Source organism: Streptomyces sp. NPDC002306, assembly GCF_053593435.1.
Genome location: NZ_JBSFCK010000005.1, coordinates 159,535 through 182,373, shown reverse-complemented (window position 1 = coordinate 182,373; position 22,839 = coordinate 159,535). Strand labels below are relative to the sequence as shown.

19 protein-coding genes and 1 pseudogene are annotated in these 22,839 nt (G+C 72.3%); 8 read left to right on the top strand and 12 right to left on the bottom strand.

The features are described 5' to 3' along the window. Positions 1-60: 60 nt before the first annotated feature. Positions 61-777 carry an SIMPL domain-containing protein gene (locus ACWCQK_RS12815; RefSeq protein ID WP_451154942.1) on the bottom strand — a complete coding sequence of 239 codons (717 nt, stop codon included), beginning with the start codon at positions 775-777 and terminating at the stop codon, positions 61-63. Between the two features lie 149 nt (positions 778-926). Here ACWCQK_RS12815 and ACWCQK_RS12810 point away from each other — a divergent pair, with 149 nt between their 5' ends. Next, the gene (locus ACWCQK_RS12810) at positions 927-2,741 is read left to right on the top strand and encodes a bifunctional metallophosphatase/5'-nucleotidase (protein WP_451154940.1); all 1,815 of its coding nucleotides are present in this window, start codon (positions 927-929) and stop codon (positions 2,739-2,741) included. Between the two features lie 118 nt (positions 2,742-2,859). Here the strand turns inward: ACWCQK_RS12810 and ACWCQK_RS12805 are convergent, their stop codons facing one another. The 5 genes from ACWCQK_RS12805 to ACWCQK_RS12785 form a co-directional block, all read right to left on the bottom strand. Continuing rightward, positions 2,860-4,272 carry a lysine N(6)-hydroxylase/L-ornithine N(5)-oxygenase family protein gene (locus ACWCQK_RS12805; protein WP_451154938.1) on the bottom strand — a complete coding sequence of 471 codons (1,413 nt, stop codon included), beginning with the start codon at positions 4,270-4,272 and terminating at the stop codon, positions 2,860-2,862. Beyond that, positions 4,269-5,627, bottom strand: a complete 1,359-nt coding sequence (locus ACWCQK_RS12800) for a pyridoxal phosphate-dependent decarboxylase family protein (RefSeq protein WP_451154936.1) — start codon at positions 5,625-5,627, stop codon at positions 4,269-4,271. The genes ACWCQK_RS12805 and ACWCQK_RS12800 overlap by 4 nt, the downstream gene beginning before the upstream one ends. 393 nt (positions 5,628-6,020) lie before the next feature. After that, a complete protein-coding gene (gene pepN / locus ACWCQK_RS12795; protein WP_451154934.1) occupies positions 6,021-8,504 on the bottom strand; it encodes an aminopeptidase N in 2,484 nt (827 codons plus the stop codon). A 56-nt stretch (positions 8,505-8,560) separates the two neighbouring features. Then, complete coding sequence (locus ACWCQK_RS12790; protein WP_451154932.1) at positions 8,561-9,106, bottom strand: response regulator; 546 nt, start codon at positions 9,104-9,106, stop codon at positions 8,561-8,563. 141 nt (positions 9,107-9,247) lie between these two features. Then, on the bottom strand, positions 9,248-9,598 hold the full coding sequence (locus ACWCQK_RS12785) for a chorismate mutase (protein ID WP_451154930.1): 351 nt from the start codon (positions 9,596-9,598) through the stop codon (positions 9,248-9,250). 159 nt (positions 9,599-9,757) lie between these two features. On the opposite strand from ACWCQK_RS12785, the gene ACWCQK_RS12780 reads away from it, so the two are divergent. After that, complete coding sequence (locus ACWCQK_RS12780; protein ID WP_451154928.1) at positions 9,758-10,663, top strand: hypothetical protein; 906 nt, start codon at positions 9,758-9,760, stop codon at positions 10,661-10,663. 199 nt (positions 10,664-10,862) lie between these two features. Here the strand turns inward: ACWCQK_RS12780 and ACWCQK_RS12775 are convergent, their stop codons facing one another. Together ACWCQK_RS12775 and ACWCQK_RS12770 are read right to left on the bottom strand one after the other, a co-directional pair. After that, the gene (locus tag ACWCQK_RS12775; RefSeq protein ID WP_451154926.1) at positions 10,863-11,780 is read right to left on the bottom strand and encodes an SDR family oxidoreductase; all 918 of its coding nucleotides are present in this window, start codon (positions 11,778-11,780) and stop codon (positions 10,863-10,865) included. Further along, positions 11,781-12,551, bottom strand: coding sequence for an SDR family oxidoreductase (locus ACWCQK_RS12770; RefSeq protein WP_451154924.1), 771 nt, complete (start codon positions 12,549-12,551; stop codon positions 11,781-11,783). It abuts the gene before it with no gap. 101 nt (positions 12,552-12,652) lie between these two features. On the opposite strand from ACWCQK_RS12770, the gene ACWCQK_RS12765 reads away from it, so the two are divergent. The 4 genes and pseudogenes from ACWCQK_RS12765 (at position 12,653) to ACWCQK_RS12750 (ending at position 16,242) form a co-directional block, all read left to right on the top strand. Next, positions 12,653-13,417, top strand: coding sequence for an enoyl-CoA hydratase family protein (locus ACWCQK_RS12765; protein WP_451154922.1), 765 nt, complete (start codon positions 12,653-12,655; stop codon positions 13,415-13,417). Next, positions 13,410-14,246, top strand: a pseudogene (locus tag ACWCQK_RS12760) (CoA transferase subunit A); the annotation flags it as partial. The gene ACWCQK_RS12765 and the pseudogene ACWCQK_RS12760, both read left to right, overlap by 8 nt. A gap of 176 nt (positions 14,247-14,422) precedes the next feature. Next, positions 14,423-15,193, top strand: a complete 771-nt coding sequence (locus tag ACWCQK_RS12755; protein ID WP_451154920.1) for a CoA-transferase subunit beta — start codon at positions 14,423-14,425, stop codon at positions 15,191-15,193. Then, positions 15,193-16,242: an NAD(P)H-dependent flavin oxidoreductase gene (locus ACWCQK_RS12750; protein WP_451154918.1), complete on the top strand. Its 1,050-nt coding sequence runs from the start codon at positions 15,193-15,195 to the stop codon at positions 16,240-16,242. The genes ACWCQK_RS12755 and ACWCQK_RS12750 overlap by 1 nt, the downstream gene beginning before the upstream one ends. On the opposite strand, the gene ACWCQK_RS12745 is transcribed toward ACWCQK_RS12750, so the two are convergent. From ACWCQK_RS12745 to ACWCQK_RS12735, 3 genes are all read right to left on the bottom strand, one after another. Continuing rightward, the gene (locus ACWCQK_RS12745; RefSeq protein WP_451154916.1) at positions 16,226-17,383 is read right to left on the bottom strand and encodes an acetyl-CoA C-acetyltransferase; all 1,158 of its coding nucleotides are present in this window, start codon (positions 17,381-17,383) and stop codon (positions 16,226-16,228) included. The genes ACWCQK_RS12750 and ACWCQK_RS12745 overlap by 17 nt on opposite strands. A 203-nt stretch (positions 17,384-17,586) precedes the next feature. Continuing rightward, a complete protein-coding gene (locus ACWCQK_RS12740) occupies positions 17,587-18,198 on the bottom strand; it encodes a TetR/AcrR family transcriptional regulator (RefSeq protein ID WP_451154914.1) in 612 nt (203 codons plus the stop codon). Between the two features lie 22 nt (positions 18,199-18,220). Beyond that, a complete protein-coding gene (locus ACWCQK_RS12735; RefSeq protein WP_451154912.1) occupies positions 18,221-19,009 on the bottom strand; it encodes an SDR family oxidoreductase in 789 nt (262 codons plus the stop codon). A gap of 60 nt (positions 19,010-19,069) precedes the next feature. Here ACWCQK_RS12735 and ACWCQK_RS12730 point away from each other — a divergent pair, with 60 nt between their 5' ends. Together ACWCQK_RS12730 and ACWCQK_RS12725 are read left to right on the top strand one after the other, a co-directional pair. Continuing rightward, a complete protein-coding gene (locus ACWCQK_RS12730) occupies positions 19,070-20,209 on the top strand; it encodes an acyl-CoA dehydrogenase family protein (protein ID WP_451154910.1) in 1,140 nt (379 codons plus the stop codon). Next, positions 20,209-21,177: an acyl-CoA dehydrogenase family protein gene (locus ACWCQK_RS12725; RefSeq protein WP_451154908.1), complete on the top strand. Its 969-nt coding sequence runs from the start codon at positions 20,209-20,211 to the stop codon at positions 21,175-21,177. Before ACWCQK_RS12730 ends, ACWCQK_RS12725 begins: the two co-directional genes overlap by 1 nt. Here the strand turns inward: ACWCQK_RS12725 and qcrB are convergent. Then, complete coding sequence (gene qcrB / locus ACWCQK_RS12720) at positions 21,152-22,810, bottom strand: cytochrome bc1 complex cytochrome b subunit (RefSeq protein WP_451154906.1); 1,659 nt, start codon at positions 22,808-22,810, stop codon at positions 21,152-21,154. The genes ACWCQK_RS12725 and qcrB overlap by 26 nt on opposite strands. Positions 22,811-22,839: the final 29 nt, after the last annotated feature.

The window sequence follows — 22,839 nt, the reverse complement described above, 5'->3', positions numbered from 1 at the left end:
AAGGGCTATTGACAACTGTTGAAGTGTGCGCCCTCGCGCTCCGATGAGCAGGTGATCGGTTCAGAGGCGGGGTGGGTGCATGGTGAAGCGGGCGTTGACCTGGGCGTGCAGGTGTTGGCGCTGGGGTTCGAGGTCGAGGGGTGCGGCGGTGGTGTCCTCGGCTGTGTCGGCGAAGGCCATGGAGCGCATGCGGGTGGGGGGCTGGGGGTAGGGCGGCGGGGTGTTCTCGGCGCCGATGTCGGCGATCTCGACGAGTGCGGCGAGGGTGGTGTCGAGGGCTTCGGCGTATTCGCGGGCGCGTTGGACGGCTTCTCGTACGGCTTGCCGGCGTACGTGGCTGTAGGCCGGGGAGTCGGGGCGCAGGGCCCACCAGGGTCCGTCGACGCTGGTGAGGTCGAGGTCGGCCAGGCGGGTGATGAGTTCGCCCAGGGCGGTGAAGTCGGTGAGTTCGGCAGTGACGTAGACGTTGCCGTGGTAGGTGCGGACGCGTTCGCCGCGGCCGTGGCGGGTGAGTTCGGGGGTGATGGAGAGGGCGCCGGTCTCCAGGCGTTCGACGGCGTCTCCGTAGGTCTTGACGAGGTCGAGGACGGTGGTGTTGCGGCGGGTGAGGTCGTCGAGGGCGGTGCGCCGGTCTTTGCCGCGGGCGCCGACGGTGACGGTGATGCGGGCGGTTTCGGGGTCGACTTCGAGGCGGGCTTCGCCGCGTACGGCGATGCGGGGGGCGTCGGGGGTGCCGTAGGGGAGGGCGGGTGGTGGGGTGTCGGGGGTGGTGGTCATACGCCCAACTCTGTCACTGGTTGGTGGATTTCGGGTGCTGGATTCACAGGCCAGGTCATCCGATCGCAACCTGCTGGACCTGTTGCGGTCCGTCATGCACGGGTCAGAATCTACGCGCGTTGTTGACCGTTCCCGGAGGAGAACCCGATATGCCGTTGAATCGCCGGAAGTTCCTGAAGAAGTCCGCCGTGACCGGGGCGGGGGTGGCGGTCGCCGGTGCGGCGGCGGCTCCCGCGGCCGAGGCCGCGGAGTCGGGGAAGCCGGGCAGGCCGCCCAAGCCCGCGAAGCGGTACGCGCTGACGGTGATGGGCACGACGGACCTGCACGGCAACGTCTTCAACTGGGACTACTTCAAGAACACGGCGTACGCGGACGCCAAGGGCAACTCGGTGGGCCTGGCCCGGATCTCGACGCTGGTGAACAAGATCCGCAAGGAGCGGGGCCACTGCAACACGCTGCTGCTCGACGCGGGTGACACGATCCAGGGCACGCCGCTGACGTACTACTACGCGAAGGTCGACCCGATCACCGCCAAGGGTGGTCCGGTGCACCCGATGGCGCAGGCGATGAACGCGATGGGTTACGACGCGGCCGCGCTGGGCAACCACGAGTTCAACTACGGCATCGAGACGCTGCGCAAGTTCGAGCACCAGCTCGATTTCCCGCTGCTCGGCGCGAACGCGGTGGACGCGAAGACGCTGAAGCCCGCCTTCCCGCCGTACTTCATCAAGCACTTCCATGTGCCGGGCGCGCCGCCGGTGAAGGTGGCCGTACTCGGTCTGACCAACCCGGGCATCGCAATCTGGGACAAGGCGTATGTGCAGGGCAAGCTGGCGTTCCCGGGTCTGGAGGAGCAGGCCGCGAAGTGGGTGCCGAAGCTGCGGTCGATGGGCGCGGACGTGGTGATCGTCTCGGCGCACTCGGGTTCGTCGGGCACGTCGTCGTACGGTGACCAGTTGCCGTACGTGGAGAACGCGGCGGCCAATGTGGCCAGGCAGGTGCCGGGCATCGACGCGATTCTCGTGGGGCACGCGCATGTGGAGATCCCGGAGCTGAAGGTCACCAACGAGGCGACGGGCCGGACGGTCGTGCTGTCGGAGCCGTTGTGCTGGGGAGAGCGCCTCACCCTGTTCGACGTCGAGCTGGTGTTCGCGAAGGGCAAGTGGGAGGTCGAGTCGGTGGCGGCGTCGCTGCTGAACTCGAACACGGTCGCCGACGACCCGAAGATCACCCGGTTGCTGCGCGACGAGCACGCCAAGGTCGTCGAGTACGTCAACCAGGTCGTCGGCACCGCGACGGCCACGCTGACGACGGTGGACGCCCGTTACAAGGACGCGCCGATCATCGACCTGATCACCAAGGTCCAGGAGGACGTGGTGAAGGCGGCGCTGGCGGGTACGGCGTACGCGTCGGTGCCGGTCATCGCGCAGGCGTCGCCGTTCTCGCGGACGTCGCAGATCCCGGCGGGCCAGGTGACGATCCGGGATCTGTCGAGCCTGTACGTGTACGACAACACGCTGGTCGCGAAGTTGATGACGGGTGCGCAGGTGCGGGCGTACCTGGAGTACTCGGCGGAGTACTTCGTGCGGACGGCGGCGGACGCGGTGGTCGACACGGAGAAGCTGACGAACGCGAACGGCCGTCCGGACTACAACTACGACTATGTGTCGGGTCTGGTGTACGACATCGACGTGGCGCAGGCGGCGGGGTCGCGGATCAAGAACCTGACCTACAACGGTGCCGCGCTGGACGACGCCCAGCAGTTCGTGCTGGCGGTGAACAACTACCGTGCCAATGGCGGCGGTGCGTTCCCGCACGTGGCGTCGGCGACGGAGCTGTGGTCGGAGTCGACGGAGATCCGGACGCGGATCGCGGAGTGGGTGACCGCGAAGGGTGTGCTGGACCCGAAGGACTTCGCGTCGGTGGACTGGAAGCTCACGCGCGACGGTACGCCGGTGTTCTAGAGGCCCGGCAGGCGTGTGGCGGGGTTGTTCCGCTCGTGGATCCGGTCGGGTGCGGCCGGATCCGCGGCGGGTGGGGGCGTCGCCGCCGGTGGTGGGGTGGGCGTCGCCGGTCTCGTCGTCAGCGGCCTTCGACGAGGGGGGTGAGGACCGCCTGTGGCTGTCGGGTCTGCGGGATCCGTGGCTGTGGGGCGAGTCCGAAGGTGGTGAAGGCGGTGCGGGTGGGCAGCGGGTAGGTCTCCTTCCCGGTCAGGGAGTTGAGGATGGTGGCGCTGCGCCAGGCGGCGAGGCCGAGGTCGGGGCTGCCTACGCCGTGGGTGTGGGATGTGGCGTTCTGGACGTGTACGCGGCCGCTGACGGCGGGGTCGAGGACGAGCCGGAAGTGTTCGTCGACGCGGGGGCGGTCGCGGCTGTCGCGGCGCAGGTAGGGGTCGAGGCCGGCGAGGATGCGGTCCAGGGGGCGTTCGCGGTGGCCGGTGGCGAGGATGACGGCGTCGGTGGTGAGGCGGCTGCGGCTGCCCTGCTGGACGTGTTCCAGGTGTAGTTCGATCTTGGTGGTGGCGATGCGGCCGGCGGTGCGGACGCGGACGCCGGGGGTGAGGACGGCTTCGGGCCAGCCGCCGTGGAGGGTGCGGCGGTAGAGCTCGTCGTGGATGGCGGCGATGGTGTCGCCGTCGATGCCCTTGTGGAGTTGCCACTGGGTGGTGACGAGCCGGTCGCGGGTGGATTCGCCCAGGGTGTGGAAGTAGCGGGTGTAGTCGGGGGTGAAGTGCTCCAGGCCGAGTTTGGAGTACTCCATGGGGGCGAAGGCCTCGGTGCGGCCGATCCAGTGGATGCGGTCGCGGCCGGGCGGGCGGTGGCGCAGGAGGTCGAGGAAGACCTCGGCGCCGGACTGTCCGGAGCCGACGACGGTGACGTGTTCGGCGGCGACGAAGGTCTCGCGGTGGGCGAGGTAGTCGGCGGCGTGGACGACGGGTACGCCGGGGGCGTCGACGAGGGGTTTGAGGGGGTCGGGCACGTAGGGCTCGGTGCCGACGCCGAGGACGACGTTGTGGGTGTAGGTGCGGCCGAGGGCTTCGGCTTCGCCGTCGGCGTCCAGGTGGGTGAAGTCGACTTCGAAGACGTCGCGTTCGTGGTTCCAGCGGACGGCGTCGACCTGGTGGCGGAAGTGCAGTCCGGGGAGGCTCTCGGCGACCCAGCGGCAGTACGCGTCGTACTCGGCGCGCTGGATGTGGAAGCGCTCGGCGAAGTAGAAGGGGAAGAGCCGGTCGCGGGCCCTGAGGTAGTTGAGGAAGGTCCAGGGGCTGGCGGGGTCGGCGAGGGTGACGAGGTCGGCGAGGAACGGCACCTGGATGGTGGCGCCGTCGATGAGCAGGCCGGGGTGCCAGTCGAAGCCGGGGCGTTGTTCGTAGAAGACGGCGTCGAGTTCGGCGAGGGGGTGGGCGAGGGCGGCGAGGGAGAGGTTGAGGGGGCCGATGCCGATGCCGACCAGGTCGCGGGGTGCTTCGGGCTCGTGGTGTGGGGGGTGGTTCATCGGGGGGTGGTTCCTTCCACGAGTTTCAGGAGCCCGGCCAGGTCGTCGGGCCGGATGTGGGGGTTGAGGAGGGTGGCCTTGAGCCAGAGCCGGCCGTCGAGGCGGGCTCGGCCGAGGACGGCGCGGCCTTCGTGCAGGAGGCGTCGGCGCAGTTCGGCGACGGTGTCGTCGGTGGCTTCGGCGGGCCGGAAGAGGACCGTGCTGATGGTGGGGCGGTCGTAGAGCTCGAAGTGGGGGTGGGCTTCGAGGAGTTCGGCGAGTCGGTCGGCGTGGGCGCAGACCTGGTCGACGAGGGCCGCGATGCCTGTCGTGCCGAGGGTCTTGAGGGTGACGGCGATCTTGAGGACGTCGGGGCGTCGGGTGGTGCGCAGGGATCGGCCGAGGAGGTCGGGCAGGCCGGCGTCGGTGTCGTCGTCGGCGTTGAGGTAGTCGGCGTGTTGGTGCAGGACGGTGAGGTCGTGGGCGTCCCGTACGGCGAGGAGGCCGGCGGCGACCGGTTGCCAGCCGAGTTTGTGCAGGTCGAGGGTGACGGTGTGGGCGGCGTCGAGGCCGGTGAGCGCGGGGCGGTGGCGGTCGCTGAAGAGGAGGCCTCCGCCGTAGGCGGCGTCGATGTGCAGGCGGGCGCCGTGAGCGGCGCAGCGGGCGGCGATCTCGGGCAGCGGGTCGATGAGGCCGGCGTCGGTGGTGCCCGCGGTGGCGGCGACGAGCAGGGGGCCGTGCAGTTCGGTGAGGGCTTCGTCGAGGGCGGCGGGGTCGAGGGTGCCGGCGGGGGCGGGGACGACGACGGGTTCGGGAAGTCCGAGGAGCCAGGCGGCGCGGGGCAGGGAGTGGTGGGCGTTGGCGCCGTGCACGAGGCGGACGCTGCCGCCGTGTGCTTCCCGGGCGAGCAGCAGGGCGAGTTGGTTGGACTCGGTGCCGCCGGTGGTGACGAGGGCGTCGGCGAGTCCGGCGAGCCGGGCGATCGCGCCGGTCACGAGGGTTTCGAGTGCGGAGGCGGCCGGTGCCTGGTCCCAGGAGTCCAGGGACGGGTTGAGGACGCTGACGGCGAGGTCGGCGGCGGTGGCGACGGCGAGGGGCGGGCAGTGCAGGTGGGCGGCGCACAGGGGGTCGGCGGGGTCGGCGGCGCCTTCGGTGAGGGCGTGGACGAGGGTGCGCAGGGCGTCGGGGTCGCCGTGCTCGGGCAGTACGTCTCCGACGGCGGTCCTGAGGCGGGCGGTGACCGTGTCCGGTCCGCCTGCGGGCAGGGGTCCGCCGCGTGCCCGGCGGCCGTCGCGCAGGGCGTCCAGCACGGTGTCGAGCAGGGGGCGCAGGGCGCTGGAGCCTTCGGGACCTGAGGCGAGCGGCGGCGTGCTCATGGGCTCCTCCGGGGCGCGGGGCGGGGGGAGTTGCGGTGGGTACGCGGATGCGACGGCTCACCCCGAAAGCCCAACGAGCGGGACCGGGGCGGGGGTACTCCCGTGCGGGGAAAACGTGTCGGGAGGTGCGGGTGCGGCGGTGCGGCCGCGGTGTGCCCGGCGCTGTCGGCCACTCCGCCGCCCGGCGCGCCTGCCGTCGGCGGCGGCCCGTTTCGGTTGCGGCCCGTTTCGGCGGCACGGCTCCCGTTTCGGCGGCGCCACGGCGCCCTGCCCCCGGAGAAGGCCCCCGGAGGGGACACACCTCCGGGGGCCACCGGCCCGCGTCCTCCGGGGCCACCGAGCCCCCGGGACCGCCCCGCAGACCCCCTCCGTGGCCCCCTCCCCCGGGCGGGGTTACGCCTCCCTGACCCGCAGGGCCCGCTTCAGGTCGTCGAGTTGGTCGGTGAGCTTGCGGCGGAGAGCGGGGGTCGGGGCGGCGTCGCTCAGGCACTCCTCGCCCAGGCGCAGTGTCTCGGGGTCGACGGCGCAGGCGGGGAACGCCCAGCGGCCGGCGGCCTCGGCGATGGCGGGGCCGCGGCGGGCGGCGACGGCGACCGCGTCCTGGAAGTAGCGCGGCACGTAGTCCCGTACCAGAGCGGTCTGTTCGGGCTGCCAGAAGCCCTGCGCGGTGGCCGTGAAGAGGTAGTTGGAGAGGTCGTCGGTGGCGAACATCGCCTCCCAGGCCAGGCGCTTGGCCTCCGGGTCGGGCAGTGCGGCCCGGCAGCGGGCGGCGCCCTCCTGGCCGGTGGCGCTGGGGTCCTGGACGAGTTCGGCCTCGATGACGGCGTCGTCGATCGCGCCGAGGACGGCGAGCCGGCCGAGGATGCGCCAGCGCAGTTCGGGGTCGAGTTCGGGGCCGCCGGGGACGGTGCCCTCGGAGAACCAGGCGCTGATGGTGTCCGGCCGCGCGGCGACGTCGATGTAGTGGCGTACGGCGGTCAGCCGCAGGCCGGGGTTGTCGCCGTCCTCGGTGCGGCGGATGAGGTCGCGGCACAGGCCGGTGAGGGTGGCGAGGGCGTCGGGGCGGTCCTCGGGGCTGAGGTAGCGGTCGGTGACGTGGGCGGAGGCGAAGGCGAGGACGCCTTGGACGAGCGCGAGGTCGGTCTCGCGCGGGAGGTGGGCGCGGGCGGCCTCCAGGTAGGCGGCGGGCGGGAGTTCGCCGTCGCGTACGGCGTCGCGCAGGGCGTTCCAGACGACCGCGCGGGTCAGCGGTTCGGGCAGGCCGGACAGGCTCCTGAGGACGGTCTCGAAGGACTCGGGGTCGAAGCGGACCTTGGCGTAGGTCAGGTCGCCGTCGTTGAGCAGCAGCAGTGCGGGACGCTTGCCGATGGGCTGCGGGGCGGTGCCGGGGACGTCGAGGTCGAGGCGTTCGCGCAGGGTGAGGCGGCCCGCGTCGGTGAGGTCCTGGTCGTAGAGGCCGACGGCGATGCGGTGCGGGCGGCTGCCGGCGCGTTCGACGGTCAGGGTGCGGGTGCCGTCGTCGCCCGCGGTGACGACCGGGGTGAGGGTGTCGACGCCGGTGGTGCGCAGCCAGGCGTCGGCCCAGGCGTGGACGTCGCGGTCGGTGGCGGCGGCGAGGGAGTCGATGAAGTCGGCGAGGGTGGCGTTGGCGAACCGGTGGCGGGCGAAGTGGGTGTTGATGCCGGCCAGGAAGTCCTTGTCGCCGAGCCAGGCCACCAGTTGGCGCAGCGCGGAGGCGCCCTTGGCGTAGGAGATGCCGTCGAAGTTGAGGAGTGCGGAGGCGGTGTCCTCGACGGCGTCGGGGGCGACGGGGTGGGTGGAGGGGCGCTGGTCGGCGTCGTAGCCCCAGGGCTTGCGCACGACGCCGAAGTCGGTCCAGGTGTCGGTGAAGCGGGTGGCCTCGGTGAGGGTCTGGTAGCCCATGTACTCGGCGAAGGACTCGTTCAGCCAGATGTCGTCCCACCACCTGAGGGTGACGAGGTCGCCGAACCACATGTGGGCCATCTCGTGGGCGATGACCATGGCGCGGGTCTGGCGCTCGGTGTCGGTGACGGCGGAGCGGTAGACGAACTCGTCGCGGAAGGTGACGAGGCCGGGGTTCTCCATGGCGCCGGCGTTGAACTCGGGGACGAAGGCCTGGTCGTAGGAGTCGAAGGGGTAGGGCTCCTCGAACTTCTCGTGGTAGCGGTCGAAGCACTGCCGGGTGATCTCGAGGAGTTCCTCGGCGTCCGCGTCGAGGTGGGGGGCGAGGGAGCGGCGGCAGTGGATGCCGAAGGGCAGGCCGCGGTGTTCGGTGCGCACGGAGTGCCAGGGGCCGGCGGCGACGGCGACGAGGTAGGTGGAGATGAGCGGGGTGGGTGCGGCCCGCCAGTGGCCTTCGCCCAGGTGTTCGGTGACGCCGTTGGCGAGGACGGTCCAGTCCTCGGGGGCCCGCACGGACAGGTCGAAGACGGCCTTGAGGTCGGGCTGGTCGAAGGCGGCGAAGACGCGCTGCACGTCGTCCATGAACAGCTGGGTGTAGAGGTACGTCTCGCCGTCGGTGGGGTCGGTGAAGCGGTGCATGCCCTCGCCGGTGCGGGAGTAGCGCATGACGGCGTCGACGCGCAGTTCGTGCTCGCCGCTGGTGAGGTTCTTCAGCGGCAGCCGGTTGCCGTCGAGGGTGTCGGGGTCGAGGGGCTGTCCGTCGAGGGTGGCGGAGCGCAGCTCGGCGGGCTTGAGTTCGACGAAGGTGTCCGCGTCCGAGCGAGTGGTGAATCCGATGACGGTCACGGACCCGAAGGTGTCGTCTCCGGTGGTCAGATCGAGCTCGATCGTGTAGCGGTGGACGTCGAGGAGCTGGGCACGGGTCTGCGCTTCGTCGCGCGTCAGTACGGACATGAACGACATGCTGCCTGATGGCGTCGTCGAGGCACAGAGGCGGTTCGGTACGCGCCTTATGTCCCTTCTCGCGCCGGAGCCGCCCGGGGGATGTCGCGCTGTGGCGGAACGAGGGCGTCCGTGCGGGGCGGGCCGGTGCGCGGGGGGCGTCGGGTGGCGTCGGGGAGGTCTTTGACGAGGGCGCGCAGTTCGCGTACTTCCTCTTCGAGGGCCTGTCGGCGCTGGTGGGCGTCGTAGAGGAAGCGGATCTTGGTGCGCAGGACCCAGGGGTCGACGGGTTTCATGACCAGGTCGGCGACGCCGAGGCCGAAGGCGGCGGAGGTCAGTTCGTGGTCGGGGCCGAAGCCGGTGAGCAGGACGACGGGGATGTGCTGGGTCTGTTCCACGCGTCGCATGTAGCGCACGACCTCCAGCCCGCTGACGCCGGGCATGCGCACGTCGAGCAGGAGGAGGCCGACGCGTCCGCGCAGTACCTGCTTGAGTGCCTCGTCGCCGCTGGTGGCCCGGCTGACTCGGTAGCCGAGCGGGGCCAGGGCGCTTTCCAGGGCGTACAGCGTGTCCTCGTGGTCGTCGACTATGAGGATCGTGGCATCCGACGGCATGGCCCGACGTCCCTCCCACGGTGGGACCACCAGCTTACGTCCGGGGTGCTGACGCGCAGTGCCCGCCGGTTGACGAGCAGTGCACAGCGCAGCATGCCCCGGACGCGTCCCGGTGTCACTCCCCGGGGGCGTACACCGACGTCAATCGGCCGTCGCGGCGGAGGCGTTCGCCGTGCTGTCGGCGATGTGCTCGTGGTGGCGGATCACCTCGGCGATGATGAAATTGAGGAACTTCTCAGCGAAGGCCGGGTCGAGCTTGGCGCTTTCGGCGAGGGCGCGCAGGCGGGCGATCTGCCGGGCCTCGCGGTCCTGGTCGGCGGGCGGCAGGTGGTGCGCGGCCTTGAGGTGGCCGACCTGCTGGGTGCATTTGAAGCGTTCGGCGAGCATGTGGACGACGGCCGCGTCGATGTTGTCGATGCTGTCGCGCAGCCGGGCGAGTTCCTCGCGGACGGCGGGGTCGACGTCCGCGGTACCGGTGTTGCTGGTGGTCATGAGCGTTCACCCTACGCGGCGCCGGCGGCGGGTGATCCGACGGCCGGGGGCGCGAGGCGGCCGGGCGGCGCCGGGGGCTTCGTCGGCGTCGGCGTCGGGGAAATTCGGTGCGTGTCCTCGTACAGTGGAATCGGGTTCAGGCGTCTTGGGGGTGCGGGCGTGGCGAACGGCGGACCGGTCGAGCACGGCTACCCGCATCTGGAGACGGTGCGGGCCGCCGTCACGGCGTTGTACAAGCGGCTGTCGTACGACACCGTGCGGACGTTCGCGAGCAGTGTGGCGCCGGTCGACGTGGCGTTCTGCGACACCGACGACCTTCATCTGGGCGCTCAGCGGGTCGCGCGGGAGCTGGTGCGGCACTACCGGCTGCCGGACGCGCGCCTGATCGTCGGGTTCCGGGAGATGGAGCACGCGGCGCACATCGAACTCGCGGCGGGCCCGGAGTACTTCGTGGAGCTGAACGACCGGTTCCGTACGCATCGCCGGGACATCGGCGCGGCTCTGGCGCACGAGATCATGCATGTCTATCTGCACCGGCTGGATCTGGCGTTCCCGGGGACGCGCGACAACGAGATCCTCACGGACACGGCGACCACGTATCTGGGTGCGGGCTGGCTGCTTCTGGACGCGTTCCGGGAGGACGCGGTGTCGTCGCAGAAGCTGGGCTATCTGACGCCGGAGGAGTTCGGGTACGTCCTGGCGAAGCGTGCGCTGGTGTTCGGCGAGGATCCGTCGGTGTGGTTCACCAGTCCGCAGGCGTACGAGGCCTATGGGAAGGGGCTGTCCCTGGCGCGCAGTGACGAGCAGCAGCCGCCGCTGCGGGCGGCGGGCTGGGCGGGGCGGCGGCGTTACGCGCGGGACCGCCGTCATGCGCAGGACCAGGTCCCGGAGCATGTGCGGGGTGCCGCGCCGGGTACGCCGTACGCCTTCAGTCCGGACGTCCGGGGTCCGCTTCGGGTGTCGTTCCCGTGTCCGACCTGTCATCAGCGGATCAGGGTGCCGGTGCGGGGGCGGGTACGGGCGCGGTGCGCGTTGTGCCGGACGGTGCTGGAGTGCGACACGTGAGCGGTGGGGGCGGACACGCGGGTGGTGGGCGGCTCCGCCGGGCCGGACCTGGGCGGGGGGACCCCTGGGTGGCGTGACCCGCTGGGCCGACCTCGGGCGGGCGAACCCCTGGGCGCCGTGACCCGGCTGACCGCGAGCCCCCGGGCCCCGTGGCCCGCCGGGCGGCCCTACGTTCCGTACACCGCTTGGCCGGGCGGCCCTACGTTCCGTACACCGCGCCCGGTGGCTCCGCCTCCGCGAGGAGTTCGCGTACGGCGGCTCCGGCTTCCTCGGGTCGCCTGCGTGCCTCCTTGGCCGCCGTGGGTCCCGGCCGCCATCCCTCCATGACGGTGATACGGCCGCCCTCCGTCTCGAAGACGCGTCCGGTGACGCCCGCGCTGTCGGCCGAGCCCAGCCAGACGACCAGCGGCGAGACGTTCTCCGGGGCCATCGCGTCGAACCCGTCGTCCGGAGCCGCCATCGCCGCGGCGAACGCCCGTTCGGTCATCCTCGTCCGTGCCGCGGGCGCGATCGCGTTGACCTGGACCCCGTACCGCCCCAGTTCGGCCGCGGCGACGAGCGTCAGCCCGAGGATCCCGGCCTTCGCCGCGCTGTAGTTGCCCTGTCCGAGTGATCCCAGCAGCCCCGCGCCGCTGCTGGTGTTGACGATCCGCGCCTCGGGCCGGCGTCCGGCCCTGGTCTCCTGCCGCCAGTACGCGGCCGCGTGCCGCAGCGGCAGGAAGTGCCCGGTGAGGTGGACGCGGACGACGGCGTCCCAGTCGTCCGCGTCGAGGTTGACCAGCATCCGGTCGCGCAGGAACCCCGCGTTGTTGACGAGTGTGTCGAGCCGGCCGTACGTCTCCAGCGCGGCCCGGACCAGCGAGGCGGCGCCCTCGCCCGTGGCGACGTCCGCCGTGTGGGCGACGGCTTCGCCGCCGGCCGCCCTGATCTCGTCCACGACCCGTGCGGCGGGGCTGTCGGGTCCCGGCGTGCCGTCCAGTCCCACGCCGAGGTCGTTGACGACGACCCGCGCTCCCGCCGCGGCGAAGGCGAGCGCGTGTGCGCGGCCGAGGCCGCGTCCGGCGCCGGTGACGGCGACGACCCGCTCCGCGCAGATCCCGTTCTTCCCGGTGCTCATTCAGTCCCCCTTGTCGACGGTCGCGGCGTCCACGGCGTCCAGGAAGGCGGGCCGCTCCCCGCCCCCGTGCACGAGCAGGCTCGCCCCGCTGATGTAGGCGGCGGTGTCGGAGGCGAGGAAGAGCGCGGCGGCGCCGATGTCGGCGGGGGTGGCCAGCCGTCCGAGCGGGACGGTGCGGCCGACCGCCTCGATGCCGTCGTCGCCGCCGTAGTGGAGGTGGGACAGCTCGGTGCGGACCATGCCGACGACGAGGGTGTTGACGCGGACCTCCGGTGCCCATTCGACCGCCATGGAACGGGCCAGGTTCTCCAGTCCCGCCTTGGCCGCCCCGTACGCCGCCGACCCCGGCGAGGGCCGGCCGCCGCTGACGCTGCCGATCATGACGACGGCGCCCCGGGCCCGTCGGAGGTGCTCGTAGGCGGCGAGGGAGGCCGTGAGCGGGGTGACCAGGTTGAGCTCGATGACCCGTGCGTGCCGCTCGGCGTCGGTGCCCGCCAGCGGCCGGTGGGGCGTGCCGCCCGCGTTGTTGACGAGCACGTCGAGTCGGGGCAGCGCGTCGAAGAAGTCCCGTACGGCGGGCGGGTCGCGCAGGTCCAGCGGGGCGAACTCGACGCCCGCCGGGAGCCGTTCGGGCGGTGGTCTGCGGGCGCAGGCGACGACCCGTGCCCCCGCCGCCGCGAACGCCCGGGCGATGCCCGCTCCCACGCCCCGGGTGCCGCCGGTCACCACCACCGTCCTGCCGTCCAGGTGCGAGGGGTGCGAGTTGTCCACAGGGCCTCCCGCTGCGATCCGCCGACTGCTAGCTTCGAAGCCTCGCACCTAACAAATGTTTGGTGGAATAGCGGCTGGGTGGAAAGGTAGCTGATGCGTCGATGGGTGTCTCCACCTCGTCCCCGGAAAAGGGGATTTCCGTCGTCACGGTCGACTTCCCGCCGGTGAACGCGGTGCCGGTGGCCGGCTGGTTCGCCCTGGCCGACGCCGTGCGCGCGGCGGGCCGCGATCCGGGGGTCCGGTGCGTGGTGCTGACCGCCGAGGGACGCGGTTTCAACGCGGGCGTGGACATCAAGGAGATACAGGCGCGGGGCCGTTCCGCACTGGTCGGCGCCAACCGCGGCTGCTTCGAGGCGTTCGCGGCGGTGTACGAGTGCGAGGTGCCGGTGGTGGCGGCGGTGCAGGGGTTCTGCCTGGGCGGCGGCATAGGCCTCGTGGGGAACGCGGACGTGATCGTGGCGGGCGACGACGCCGTCTTCGGCCTGCCCGAACTCGACCGCGGGGCCCTGGGCGCGGCCACGCATCTGGCGCGGCTGGTCCCCGCGCACCTGATGCGCGCGCTGTACTTCACCTCGCGCACGGCGAGCGCGGCCGAGCTGCACGCGTACGGCTCGGTGTGGCGGGTGGTGCCGGCTCACGGGCTGCGGGCCGCCGCGCTGGAGCTGGCACGGGAGATCGCCGCCAAGGACGGCGAACTGCTGCGGCTGGCCAAGTCCGCCATCAACGGCATCGATCCCGTCGACGTGCGCCGCAGCTACCGCTTCGAGCAGGGCTTCACGTTCGAGGCGGACGTCAGCGGCGTGGCCGGCCGGGTCCGGGACACCTTCGGCAAGGAGGGGGCACAGGTGGGTGACGCGGATGGGTGACAAGACGATGACCGCCGACGAGGCGGTCTCCCGGCTGGCGAGCGGCATGACCGTCGGCATCGGCGGCTGGGGCTCACGCCGCAAGCCGATGGCCCTGGTGAGAGCACTGCTGCGGACCGGCGTCACCGATCTCACCGTCGTCTCGTACGGCGGCCCGGACGTCGGCATGCTGGCCGCCGCCGGACGGATCCGGAAGCTGGTCGCCGCTTTCACCACCCTGGACTCGATCCCGCTCGAACCGCACTACCGCGCCGCTCGCGAGCGCGGGGCGTTCGAGCTGATGGAGATCGACGAGGCGATGTTCCTGTGGGGGCTGCGCGCGGCCGCGAGCCGGTTGCCGTTCCTGCCGGTGCGGGCCGGCATCGGCTCGGACGTGATGCGGATCAACCCCGCCCTGCGGACCGTCGACTCCCCCTACGAGGACGGGGAGACGTTCGTGGCGATGCCCGCGCTGTGCCTGGACGCGGCGCTGGTGCACGTCAACCGCGCGGACCGCCGGGGCAACGGCCAGTACCTGGGCCCGGACCCGTACTTCGACGACCTGTTCTGCGCGGCGGCGGACGCGGCCTATGTCTCGTGCGAGCGGATCGTGGACACCGCGGAGCTGACCGAGGGGGCCGGTGCGGGCCCGCAGTCGCTGCTGCTCAAGCGGCACACGGTGACGGGCGTGGTCGAGGCGCCGAACGGCGCGCACTTCACGTCCTGCGCGCCCGACTACGGACGGGACGAGGAGTTCCAGCGGCAGTACGCGGGCACGCCCTGGCCGGAGTTCGCGACCCGGTTCCTGGGCGGGGACGAGCACACCTACGGCTCGGCGGTGCGGACCTGGCGGGAGGGGGAGCAGGTGCGGGGGCAGGTGCAGGAACAGAAGCGGGGACGGGAGCAAGGGCGAGAGGAAGGGCGGGAACGGGAGCAGGGGCGGGAACGGGAGCAGGGGCGGGAACGGGAGCAGGGGCGAGGACAGGAGCAGGGGCGAGGACAGGAGCAGGGGAAGGAGCGGGAGATATGAGCGCCCCTGACGGTGGCCCCGCTTCCGCGCCCACCCGTGCCGAGTACTGCGTGATCGCCTGTGCCGAGGCGTGGCGCGGAGCGGGCGAGATCCTGGCGAGCCCGATGGGCGGGGTGATCCCGTCCGTGGGCGCGCGGCTCGCCCGGCGCACCTTCGCGCCGGATCTGCTGCTGACCGACGGCGAGGCGATGCTCGTGGACCTCGACGGCACCCCCGAGGGCTGGCTGCCCTACGGCCAGCATCTGGACCTGGTAAGCGGCGGCCGGCGGCACGTGATGATGGGCGCGAGCCAGATCGACCGGTTCGGCAACCAGAACATCTCCTGCATCGGCGACTGGACCGCGCCGAGCCGGCAGTTGCTCGGCGTCCGAGGCGCCCCGGTCAACACCTTGAACAACCCGACGAGTTACTGGGTCCCGAGGCACTCACGGCGGGTCTTCGTGGCGCGGGTCGACCTGGTGTGCGGGGTGGGGTACGACCGGGCCGCCCGCCATCCGCGCACGGCCCGCTTCCACCGGATCCCGCGTGTCGTCTCCGATCTCGGCGTCTTCGACTTCGCCACGCCCGAGCACGTCATGCGGCTGGCGTCGCTGCATCCGGGGGTGAGCGTCGAGCAGGTGCGGGAGGCGACGGCGTTCCCGCTCGCCGTCCCGGCGCGGGTGCCGTACACCCGGGAGCCCACCGCCGAGGAACTGCGGCTGATCCGGGAGGTGATCGACCCGGCGAACACCCGCGACCGGGAGGTCCCGGAGCGGGCGGTGGGGTGATGGAGACGGCGTTCACCCGGCTGGTCGGGGTGCGGCACCCGATCGTGCAGCCGGGCATGGGATGGGTGGCGGGTCCGCGGCTGGTCGCGGCGGCGGCGAACGCGGGCGCGCTGGGTGTGCTGGGCTCCGCGACGATGACCCTCGACCAGCTGCGGGCGGCGATCCGGGAGGTCGCCTCGCGGACGGACGCGCCGTTCGGGGTGAACCTGCGCGCGGACGCGGGCGACGCGGGCGAGCGGGTGCGCGTGATCGTCGAGGAGGGGGTGCGGGTCGCGTCGTTCGCCCTGGCCCCGTCCCGCGAGCTGATCGCCGGACTCAAGGAGGCGGGGGTGGTCGTCATCCCGTCCGTCGGCGCCTGCCGGCATGCCGAGAAGGTCGCGGCGTGGGGTGCGGACGCGGTGGTCGTGCAGGGCGGCGAGGGTGGCGGCCACACCGGCGAGGTGGCGACGACGGTGCTGCTGCCGCAGGTCGTGGACGCCGTGGACATACCGGTCGTGGCGGCGGGCGGCTTCTTCGACGGGCGGGGCCTGGTGGCGGCGCTGGCGTACGGCGCGGCGGGCGTGGCCATGGGCACCCGTTTCCTGCTGACGTCGGACTCGGCGGTCCCGGACGCGGTGAAGGCGCGGTATCTGGCGGCGACCGTGCGGGACGTGACGGTGACGCGCGCGGTGGACGGTCTGCCGCACCGCATGCTGCGTACGGACCTGGTCGACGCGCTGGAGGAGGCCGGCCGGGTGCGGGCGCTGGCGCAGGCCGTGCGCAGGGCGGCGGGCTTCCGGCGGCTGTCCGGGCTGACCTGGCGGCGGATGGTCCGGGACGGTCTGGCCCTGCGGCACGGCAAGGACCTCACCTGGAGTCAGGTCCTGCTCGCCGCGAACACGCCGATGCTGCTGAAGGCCGCGATGGTGGACGGGCGTACGGACCTGGGGGTGATGGCGGCCGGGCAGGTCGCCGGAGTGATCGACGACCTGCCGTCCTGCGCGGAACTGGTGGAGCGGATCATGAAGGAGGCGGCGGAGGTGCGGGAGCGGCTCACAGCCTCTCGATGACCGTCACGTTCGCCTGGCCGCCGCCCTCGCACATGGTCTGGAGGCCGAAGCGGGCGCCGGTGCGCTCCAGTTCGTGCAGGAGCGTGGTCATCAGCTTGGCGCCGCTGGCGCCGAGCGGGTGTCCCAGGGCTATGGCGCCGCCGTTGACGTTGACCTTCGCCGGGTCGGCGCCGGTCTCCTTCAGCCAGGCGAGGACGACCGGGGCGAAGGCCTCGTTGATCTCCACGAGGTCGATGTCGTGGATCGACAGCCCGGTCTTCTTCAGGGCGTGGGCGGTGGCCGGGATCGGCGCGGTGAGCATGCGGATGGGGTCCTCGCCGCGCACGGAGAGATGGTGCACGCGGGCCCGGGGCCGCAGCCCGTGCTCGTGCACCGCGGCCTCCGAGGCCAGCAGCAGGGCCGCGGCGCCGTCGGAGACCTGCGAGGAGCAGGCGGCGGTGACGGTGCCGCCGTCGATCACGGGCTTGAGCGCGGCCATCTTCTCCAGGGAGGTGTCCCGGCGCGGTCCCTCGTCGACGGCGGCCGGGCCGTAGCGGACGATCTCGCGTTCGAAGCGGCCCTCGTCGATGGCCCGCAGCGCCCGCCGGTGGGAGCGCAGCGCGAACTCCTCCTGGTCCTGGCGGCTGATCCCCCACTTCGCGGCGATCATCTCGGCGCCGGCGAACTGGTTCACCGGCCGGTCCCCGTACCGTGCCCGCCAGCCCTCGCTGCCGGCGAAGGGGCCCTGAGTGAAGCCGAGCGGTTCGGCGGCCTGCCGGGTGGCGAAGGCGATGGGGATCTGGGACATGTTCTGCACCCCGCCCGCGACCACCAGGTCCTGGGTGCCGGAGAGCACGGCCTGGGCCGCGAAGTGCACGGCCTGCTGCGAGGAGCCGCACTGCCGGTCCACGGTCACACCCGGCACCTCCTCCGGCAGCCCGGCCGCCAGCCAGGCGGTCCGGGCGATGTCGCCGGCCTGCGGCCCCACCGCGTCCAGGCAGCCGAAGACGACGTCCTCGACCGCGGCCGGGTCGACGTCGGCGCGGGCGAGGAGTTCCTTCAGCACGTGCGCGCCCAGATCGGCCGGGTGCACCCGGCTGAGCCCTCCCCCCCGCCGCCCCACGGGCGTACGGACCGCTTCGACGATGTAGGCCTCGGCCATGGCGACTCCCCAGTGATTGCGCGTGAGTGACGTGCTGAGCCGTGTGCTGAGCTACGTGCAGGGCCGTGCTGGGTCGTGCTGGGTCGTACGGGCCGCGCTGTGCAGAGCCGTGCCGGGTCGTACGGGGCGCCAGGTCGTACAGGGCTGTACAGGGGCGCCGGGTCGTAAAAGGCTTCGCTGTGCTGGTTCCTGTGCTGGTCTGTCTAGGCGCGTACGGCGATCCCGTCCAGCACCATCGACAGGTACTGCCGGGCGATCTCCTCCGGGCTGTGCTGTCCGCCCGGGCGGTACCAGGACGCGGCGACCCACACCGTGTCGCGGACGAAGCGGTAGGTGAGCCGGACGTCGAGGTCGTCGCGGAAGACCCGGGCGGTGACCCCGCGCTCCAGCGTGGACAGCCATGCCCGCTCGAACCTGCGCTGCGAGTCGGCGAGGAACGCGAACCGTTCCTGCGCCACCAGTTGGCGGGACTCCTTCTGGTAGATCGCGACGGCGGCGCGGTGCCGGTCGATCTCCCGGAACGACTCGGTGACCAGGGCCTCCAGGGTCTCGCGCGGGCCCAGTCCGGCGCTCAGGACGGCGTCGTAGCCGCCCCAGAGCTCGTCGAGGAAGGTGCGCAGGATCTCTTCGAGCATCGACTCCTTGGAGTCGAAGTGGTAGTAGAGGCTGCCCGCGAGCATGCCCGCGTGGTCCGCGATCTTTCGCACGGTGGTGGCGTTGTAGCCCTGCTCGGCGAAGACCTCGGCGGCGGTGTTGAGGAGTTCGCCGCGGCGGGCGGGCGCTGCGGTCACCTGGGGCTTCTTCTTGGTCGGCACGGGTCCATTGTGGTCGGTGCTCCTAGGGGTGCTGACTGCTGACGGAGACGACCTCCCCGGTCAGGTACGAGGAGTAGCCGGACGCGAGGAACACGATGACGTTGGCCACCTCCCAGGGTTCGGCGTACCGGCCGAAGGCCTCGCGGGCGGTGAGCTCCGCGAGCAGTTCGGGGGTCGTCACCCGGGCCAGGTGGGGGTGCATGGCGAGGCTCGGCGCGACGGCGTTCACCCTGACCCCGTACTGTGCCGCCTCGATCGCCGCGCACCGGGTCAGCGCCATCACGCCCGCCTTGGCGGCGGCGTAGTGCGCCTGTCCGGCCTGGGCGCGCCAGCCGGCGACGGAGGCGTTGTTGACGATCACTCCGCCGTCGCCCGCCCGCATCGCGCGCAGGGCCGCCCGGGTGCAGCGGAAGGTGCCGTTCAGGGTCACGTCCAGCACCCGGGACCACTGTTCGTCGGTCATGTCGACGAGGGTCGACGTGCCGCCGAGTCCGGCGTTGTTGATGACGATGTCCAGCCGTCCGTGCCGTGTCGCGGCGGCGTCGAACAGGGCCCGCACCTGCGTCTCGTCGGTGACGTCGCAGGGCAGGGCGGTGACCGCCTCGGCGCCGAACTCGGCGGCGAGCGCGGCCTCGTGCTCCTTCAGCCGCCGGGTGTGGGCGTCGCTGAGGAACACGCGCGCGCCCTCCTCCAGGAACCGGCGGGCGGTCGCGCCACCGATCCCGGCGCCCGCCGCCGCGGTGATGACGGCGGTGCGTCCGCGCAGCAGTCCGTGCCCGGGCGGGCAGGCCGGACTCTCGACGTCTGTCATGGGCCCACGCTAACCTACCAAACACTTGTTAGGGAAGATTCGAGGGAGGGAACGGCGACCGTGGACCTCACCCACTCCCCCGCCGACGAGGCCTTCCGCGCCGAGGCCCGCGCCTGGCTCGACGCCCGTGTGCCGCGTCCGCCGCTGCCCTCGCTGGAGACCGCGGAGGGCTTCGCGGCGCACCGCGCCTGGGAGGCCGAACTGGCCGCGGACCGCTGGTCGGTGGTCGACTGGCCGGAGCGGTACGGCGGCCGGGACGCCGGGCTGATCCGCTGGCTGGTCTTCGAGGAGGAGTACTACGCGGCGGGCGGTCCGGGCCGCGTCGGCCAGAACGGCGTCGGTCTGCTCGCTCCCGCTCTCTTCGCGCACGGCACCGAGGAGCAGCGGGCCCGCGTGCTGCCGCCCATGGCGAGCGGGAAGGTGGTCTGGGCGCAGGCGTGGTCGGAGCCGGAGGCGGGCTCGGACCTGGCGTCGCTGCGCGCGAAGGCGGTGCGCGCGGACGGCGGCTGGCTGCTGAGCGGGCAGAAGGCGTGGTCGTCGCGGGCCGCCTTCGCGGACCGGGCGTTCGGCCTGTTCCGCAGCGAGCCGGACCGGCCGCGACCGCACCAGGGCCTGACCTACCTGATGTTCGACCTGCGTGCCCCCGGTGTCACGGTCCGTCCCGTCGGCCGCCTCGACGGCAGACCGGCGTTCGCTCAGCTGTTCCTGGACGAGGTGTTCGTGCCGGACGAGGACGTCGTCGGTGAGCCGGGGGCGGGCTGGCGGGTCGCGATGTCCACGGCCGCCGACGAGCGCGGGCTCACCCTGCGCTCCCCGGGCCGTTTCCTCGCCTCCGCCGACCGTCTGCTGCGTCTGTGGCGGGCGCGGGGCAGCCCCGAGTGGGCCCGGGAGCGGGTCGCGGACGCGCTGGCCGGCGCCCGCGCCTATCAGCTGTTCACCTACGCGGCCGCGTCCCGCTTCCTGGCGGGTGAGCCGGTCGGCCCGGAGGCCAGCCTGAACAAGGTCTTCTGGTCGGAGTACGACCTCGCGCTGCACGAGACGGCGCTGGACCTCCTCGGGCCCGAGGGCGAACTGGCCGACTCCGACTGGGCCGAGCGCTATGTCTTCTCCCTCGCGGGCCCGATCTACGCGGGCACGAACGAGATCCAGCGCGACATCGTCGCCGAGCGGCTGCTCGGCCTGCCGAAGGGACGGCGCTGATGCGTTTCCTGGTCGACGCCGAGCAGCGGGAGTTCACGCGGTCGCTGGACGCGATGCTGACGGCCGCCGGGACGCCCGCGGTCGTACGGGCCTGGAGCCGCGGTGACCACGCGCCCGGCCGGGCGCTGTGGTCGCGGATCGGCAAGGCGGGGGTGTTCGCGCTGGCGGTCGCGCCGGAGTACGAGGGGCTGGGCCCGCGTCCCGTGGAACTCGCGCTGGCGTTCGTGGAGTTGGGCCGGCACGCGGCGCCGGGGCCGCTGGCGGAGACGGTCGCGGCGGCCGTGCTCCTCGCCGGTGCCGCGCGGCCGGGCCCGGCGCGGCGCTTCCTGCCGTCGCTGGCCTCGGGCGCGACGATGGCGACGCTGGCGGCCGGCCGGGACGCGTACGCGCTGGACGGTGACGCGGCCGGCCTCCGTCTCTCCCTCACGCCCGACGGTCTGTGGCTGGCTCCCGGGGCCGGCCCCGTACGCGCCTCCCTGGACCCGGCCCGCCGTCTCACCCCGCTGCTGCCCGGCGGCGAACCGCTCGGCCCCGGACCGTCCTCGGCGGCGGTGCTGTGGGCCCGGCTCGCCACGGCCGCGCAGGCCCTCGGGGTCGGCCTCGCGCTGCTCGACCGGACGGTCGCCTATGTCGGGCAGCGCGTCCAGTTCGGTGTCCCGGTCGGCTCGTTCCAGGCGGTCAAGCACCGGCTGGCCGACGCGCGGATCGCTCTGGAGTTCGCCCGCCCCCTGGTGCTGGGCGCCGCGCTGACCATGGATCCGGCGGACGTGGCCGCCGCCAAGGTGAGCGCCTGCGAGGCGGCGTACACGACGGCCCGTACGGCGCTCCAACTGCACGGCGCGATCGGGTACACGGCGGAGTACGACCTGTCGCTCTGGCTGACCAAGGCCCGCGCGCTGCGCACGGCCTGGGGCACGCCGGACGAGTGCCGGGAGCTGGTCCTCAGTGGTGGTGATCGCCGCCGCTGATCTCCCGGTACTCCGCTTCGGTGGGCTTGGGGATGTGCGTGTCGGGCCCGAACATCGCCCGGGCCAGCCGCTCCCGTACCCGCTGGGAGAGGGTGACGGGCCGTCGCACCCCGCCCGCGTCGACGCGCGGACCGATCTCGTAGGGCGGGTTCTGCTCGTGCTGGGTGAGGGTGAACAGCCGGGCGGGCGAGAGGGGTTCGTGGACCTCGACGTACTCGCCGTGCGGCAGCCTTCTGATGGTGCCGGTCTCCCTGCCGTGCAGTACGTCGTCCCGGTCGCGGCGCTGGAGGCCGAGGCAGATCCGCTTGGTGACCGTGAAGGTGAGGACGGGCACGACGAAGACACCGATCCGCACGAACCAGGTGATCGCGTTGATGGACAGGTGCAGATGCGTGGCCACGATGTCGTTGCCGCCGCCGATCAGCAGCACGACGTACAGGCTGAGCCAGGCGGCGCCCAGGCCGGTGCGCACGGGGACGTTGCGCGGCCGGTCCAGGATGTGGTGCTCGCGCCGGTCGCCGGTGATCCACGCCTCGACGAAGGGGTAGACGCCGAGGGCGAGCAGGATCAGCGGGAAGAGCGAGAACGGGATGAGGACGCCCGGCACCAGGGTGTGACCCCAGAGGCTGATCTCCCAGCCCGGCATCACCCGGATCAGGCCCTCGGAGAAGCCGAGGTACCAGTCGGGCTGGGCGCCGGTCGTGACCAGGTCCGGCCGGTACGGCCCGAAGGCCCACACCGGGTTGATGCCGGCGATCGCGCCCATGATGGTCAGCACGCCGAAGGTGAGGAAGAAGAAGCCGCCCGCCTTGGCCATGTAGACCGGCAGGAAGGGCATGCCGACGACCGACTTCTGGTCGCGGCCGGGGCCCGGGTACTGGGTGTGCTTGTGGTAGAAGACCAGGATCAGATGGGCCACCACCAGCCCGAGCATGATCCCGGGCAGCAGCAGCACATGGACCGGGAACAGCCTGGAGATGATGTCGTGGCCCGGGAACTCCCCGCCGAAGAGGAAGAAGGAGAGGTACGTTCCCACGATCGGGATCGACAGGATCGCGCCGTCGGCGAACCGGATGCCGGTGCCGGAGAGCAGGTCGTCGGGAAGCGAGTAGCCGGTCAGGCCGGTGAGGATGCCGAGCATCAACAGGGTCCAGCCGAACACCCAGTTGACCTCGCGGGGCTTGCGGAACGCCCCGGTGAAGAACACCCGCATCATGTGCACGAGCATGCCGGTGACGAAGACCAGCGCCGCCCAGTGGTGGATCTGCCGGATCAGCAGGCCGCCGCGTACGTCGAAGCTGATGTCGAGCGTCGACTCGTAGGCCTTGGTCATCAGCACGCCGTTGAGCGGCGCGTACGAGCCGTGGTAGGCGACCTCGGCGCCGCTCGGTTCGAAGAACAGGGTGAGGTAGACGCCGGTGAGGATCAGGATGAGGAAGCTGTAGAGACAGATCTCGCCCAGCATGAAGGACCAGTGGTCCGGGAACACCTTGCGCATGTTGGCCTTGGCCAGCGCGTAGAGCCCGAGCCGTCCGTCGGCCCAGTCGGCGAGCTTCTCCCCCTTGCCGGGCTCCGGCCGCCGGGACGGACTCGCCCCGCGCGCGCCCTCGTTCGCCGATCGTGCGCCGTCCATACGCGGCCTCCCCCTCGGATCGACCTCAG

Coding starts and splice junctions, on each gene's coding strand:
- ACWCQK_RS12765 (WP_451154922.1), top strand. CDS start 12,653: ATGGGTGTCTCCACCTCGTCCCCGGAAAAGGGGATTTCCGTCGTCACG.
- ACWCQK_RS12785 (WP_451154930.1), bottom strand. CDS start 9,598: ATGACCACCAGCAACACCGGTACCGCGGACGTCGACCCCGCCGTCCGC.
- ACWCQK_RS12790 (WP_451154932.1), bottom strand. CDS start 9,106: ATGCCGTCGGATGCCACGATCCTCATAGTCGACGACCACGAGGACACG.
- pepN (WP_451154934.1), bottom strand. CDS start 8,504: ATGTCCGTACTGACGCGCGACGAAGCGCAGACCCGTGCCCAGCTCCTC.
- ACWCQK_RS12810 (WP_451154940.1), top strand. CDS start 927: ATGCCGTTGAATCGCCGGAAGTTCCTGAAGAAGTCCGCCGTGACCGGG.
- ACWCQK_RS12775 (WP_451154926.1), bottom strand. CDS start 11,780: ATGAGCACCGGGAAGAACGGGATCTGCGCGGAGCGGGTCGTCGCCGTC.
- ACWCQK_RS12725 (WP_451154908.1), top strand. CDS start 20,209: ATGCGTTTCCTGGTCGACGCCGAGCAGCGGGAGTTCACGCGGTCGCTG.
- ACWCQK_RS12755 (WP_451154920.1), top strand. CDS start 14,423: ATGAGCGCCCCTGACGGTGGCCCCGCTTCCGCGCCCACCCGTGCCGAG.
- ACWCQK_RS12805 (WP_451154938.1), bottom strand. CDS start 4,272: ATGAACCACCCCCCACACCACGAGCCCGAAGCACCCCGCGACCTGGTC.
- ACWCQK_RS12745 (WP_451154916.1), bottom strand. CDS start 17,383: ATGGCCGAGGCCTACATCGTCGAAGCGGTCCGTACGCCCGTGGGGCGG.
- ACWCQK_RS12800 (WP_451154936.1), bottom strand. CDS start 5,627: ATGAGCACGCCGCCGCTCGCCTCAGGTCCCGAAGGCTCCAGCGCCCTG.
- ACWCQK_RS12815 (WP_451154942.1), bottom strand. CDS start 777: ATGACCACCACCCCCGACACCCCACCACCCGCCCTCCCCTACGGCACC.
- ACWCQK_RS12750 (WP_451154918.1), top strand. CDS start 15,193: ATGGAGACGGCGTTCACCCGGCTGGTCGGGGTGCGGCACCCGATCGTG.
- qcrB (WP_451154906.1), bottom strand. CDS start 22,810: ATGGACGGCGCACGATCGGCGAACGAGGGCGCGCGCGGGGCGAGTCCG.
- ACWCQK_RS12735 (WP_451154912.1), bottom strand. CDS start 19,009: ATGACAGACGTCGAGAGTCCGGCCTGCCCGCCCGGGCACGGACTGCTG.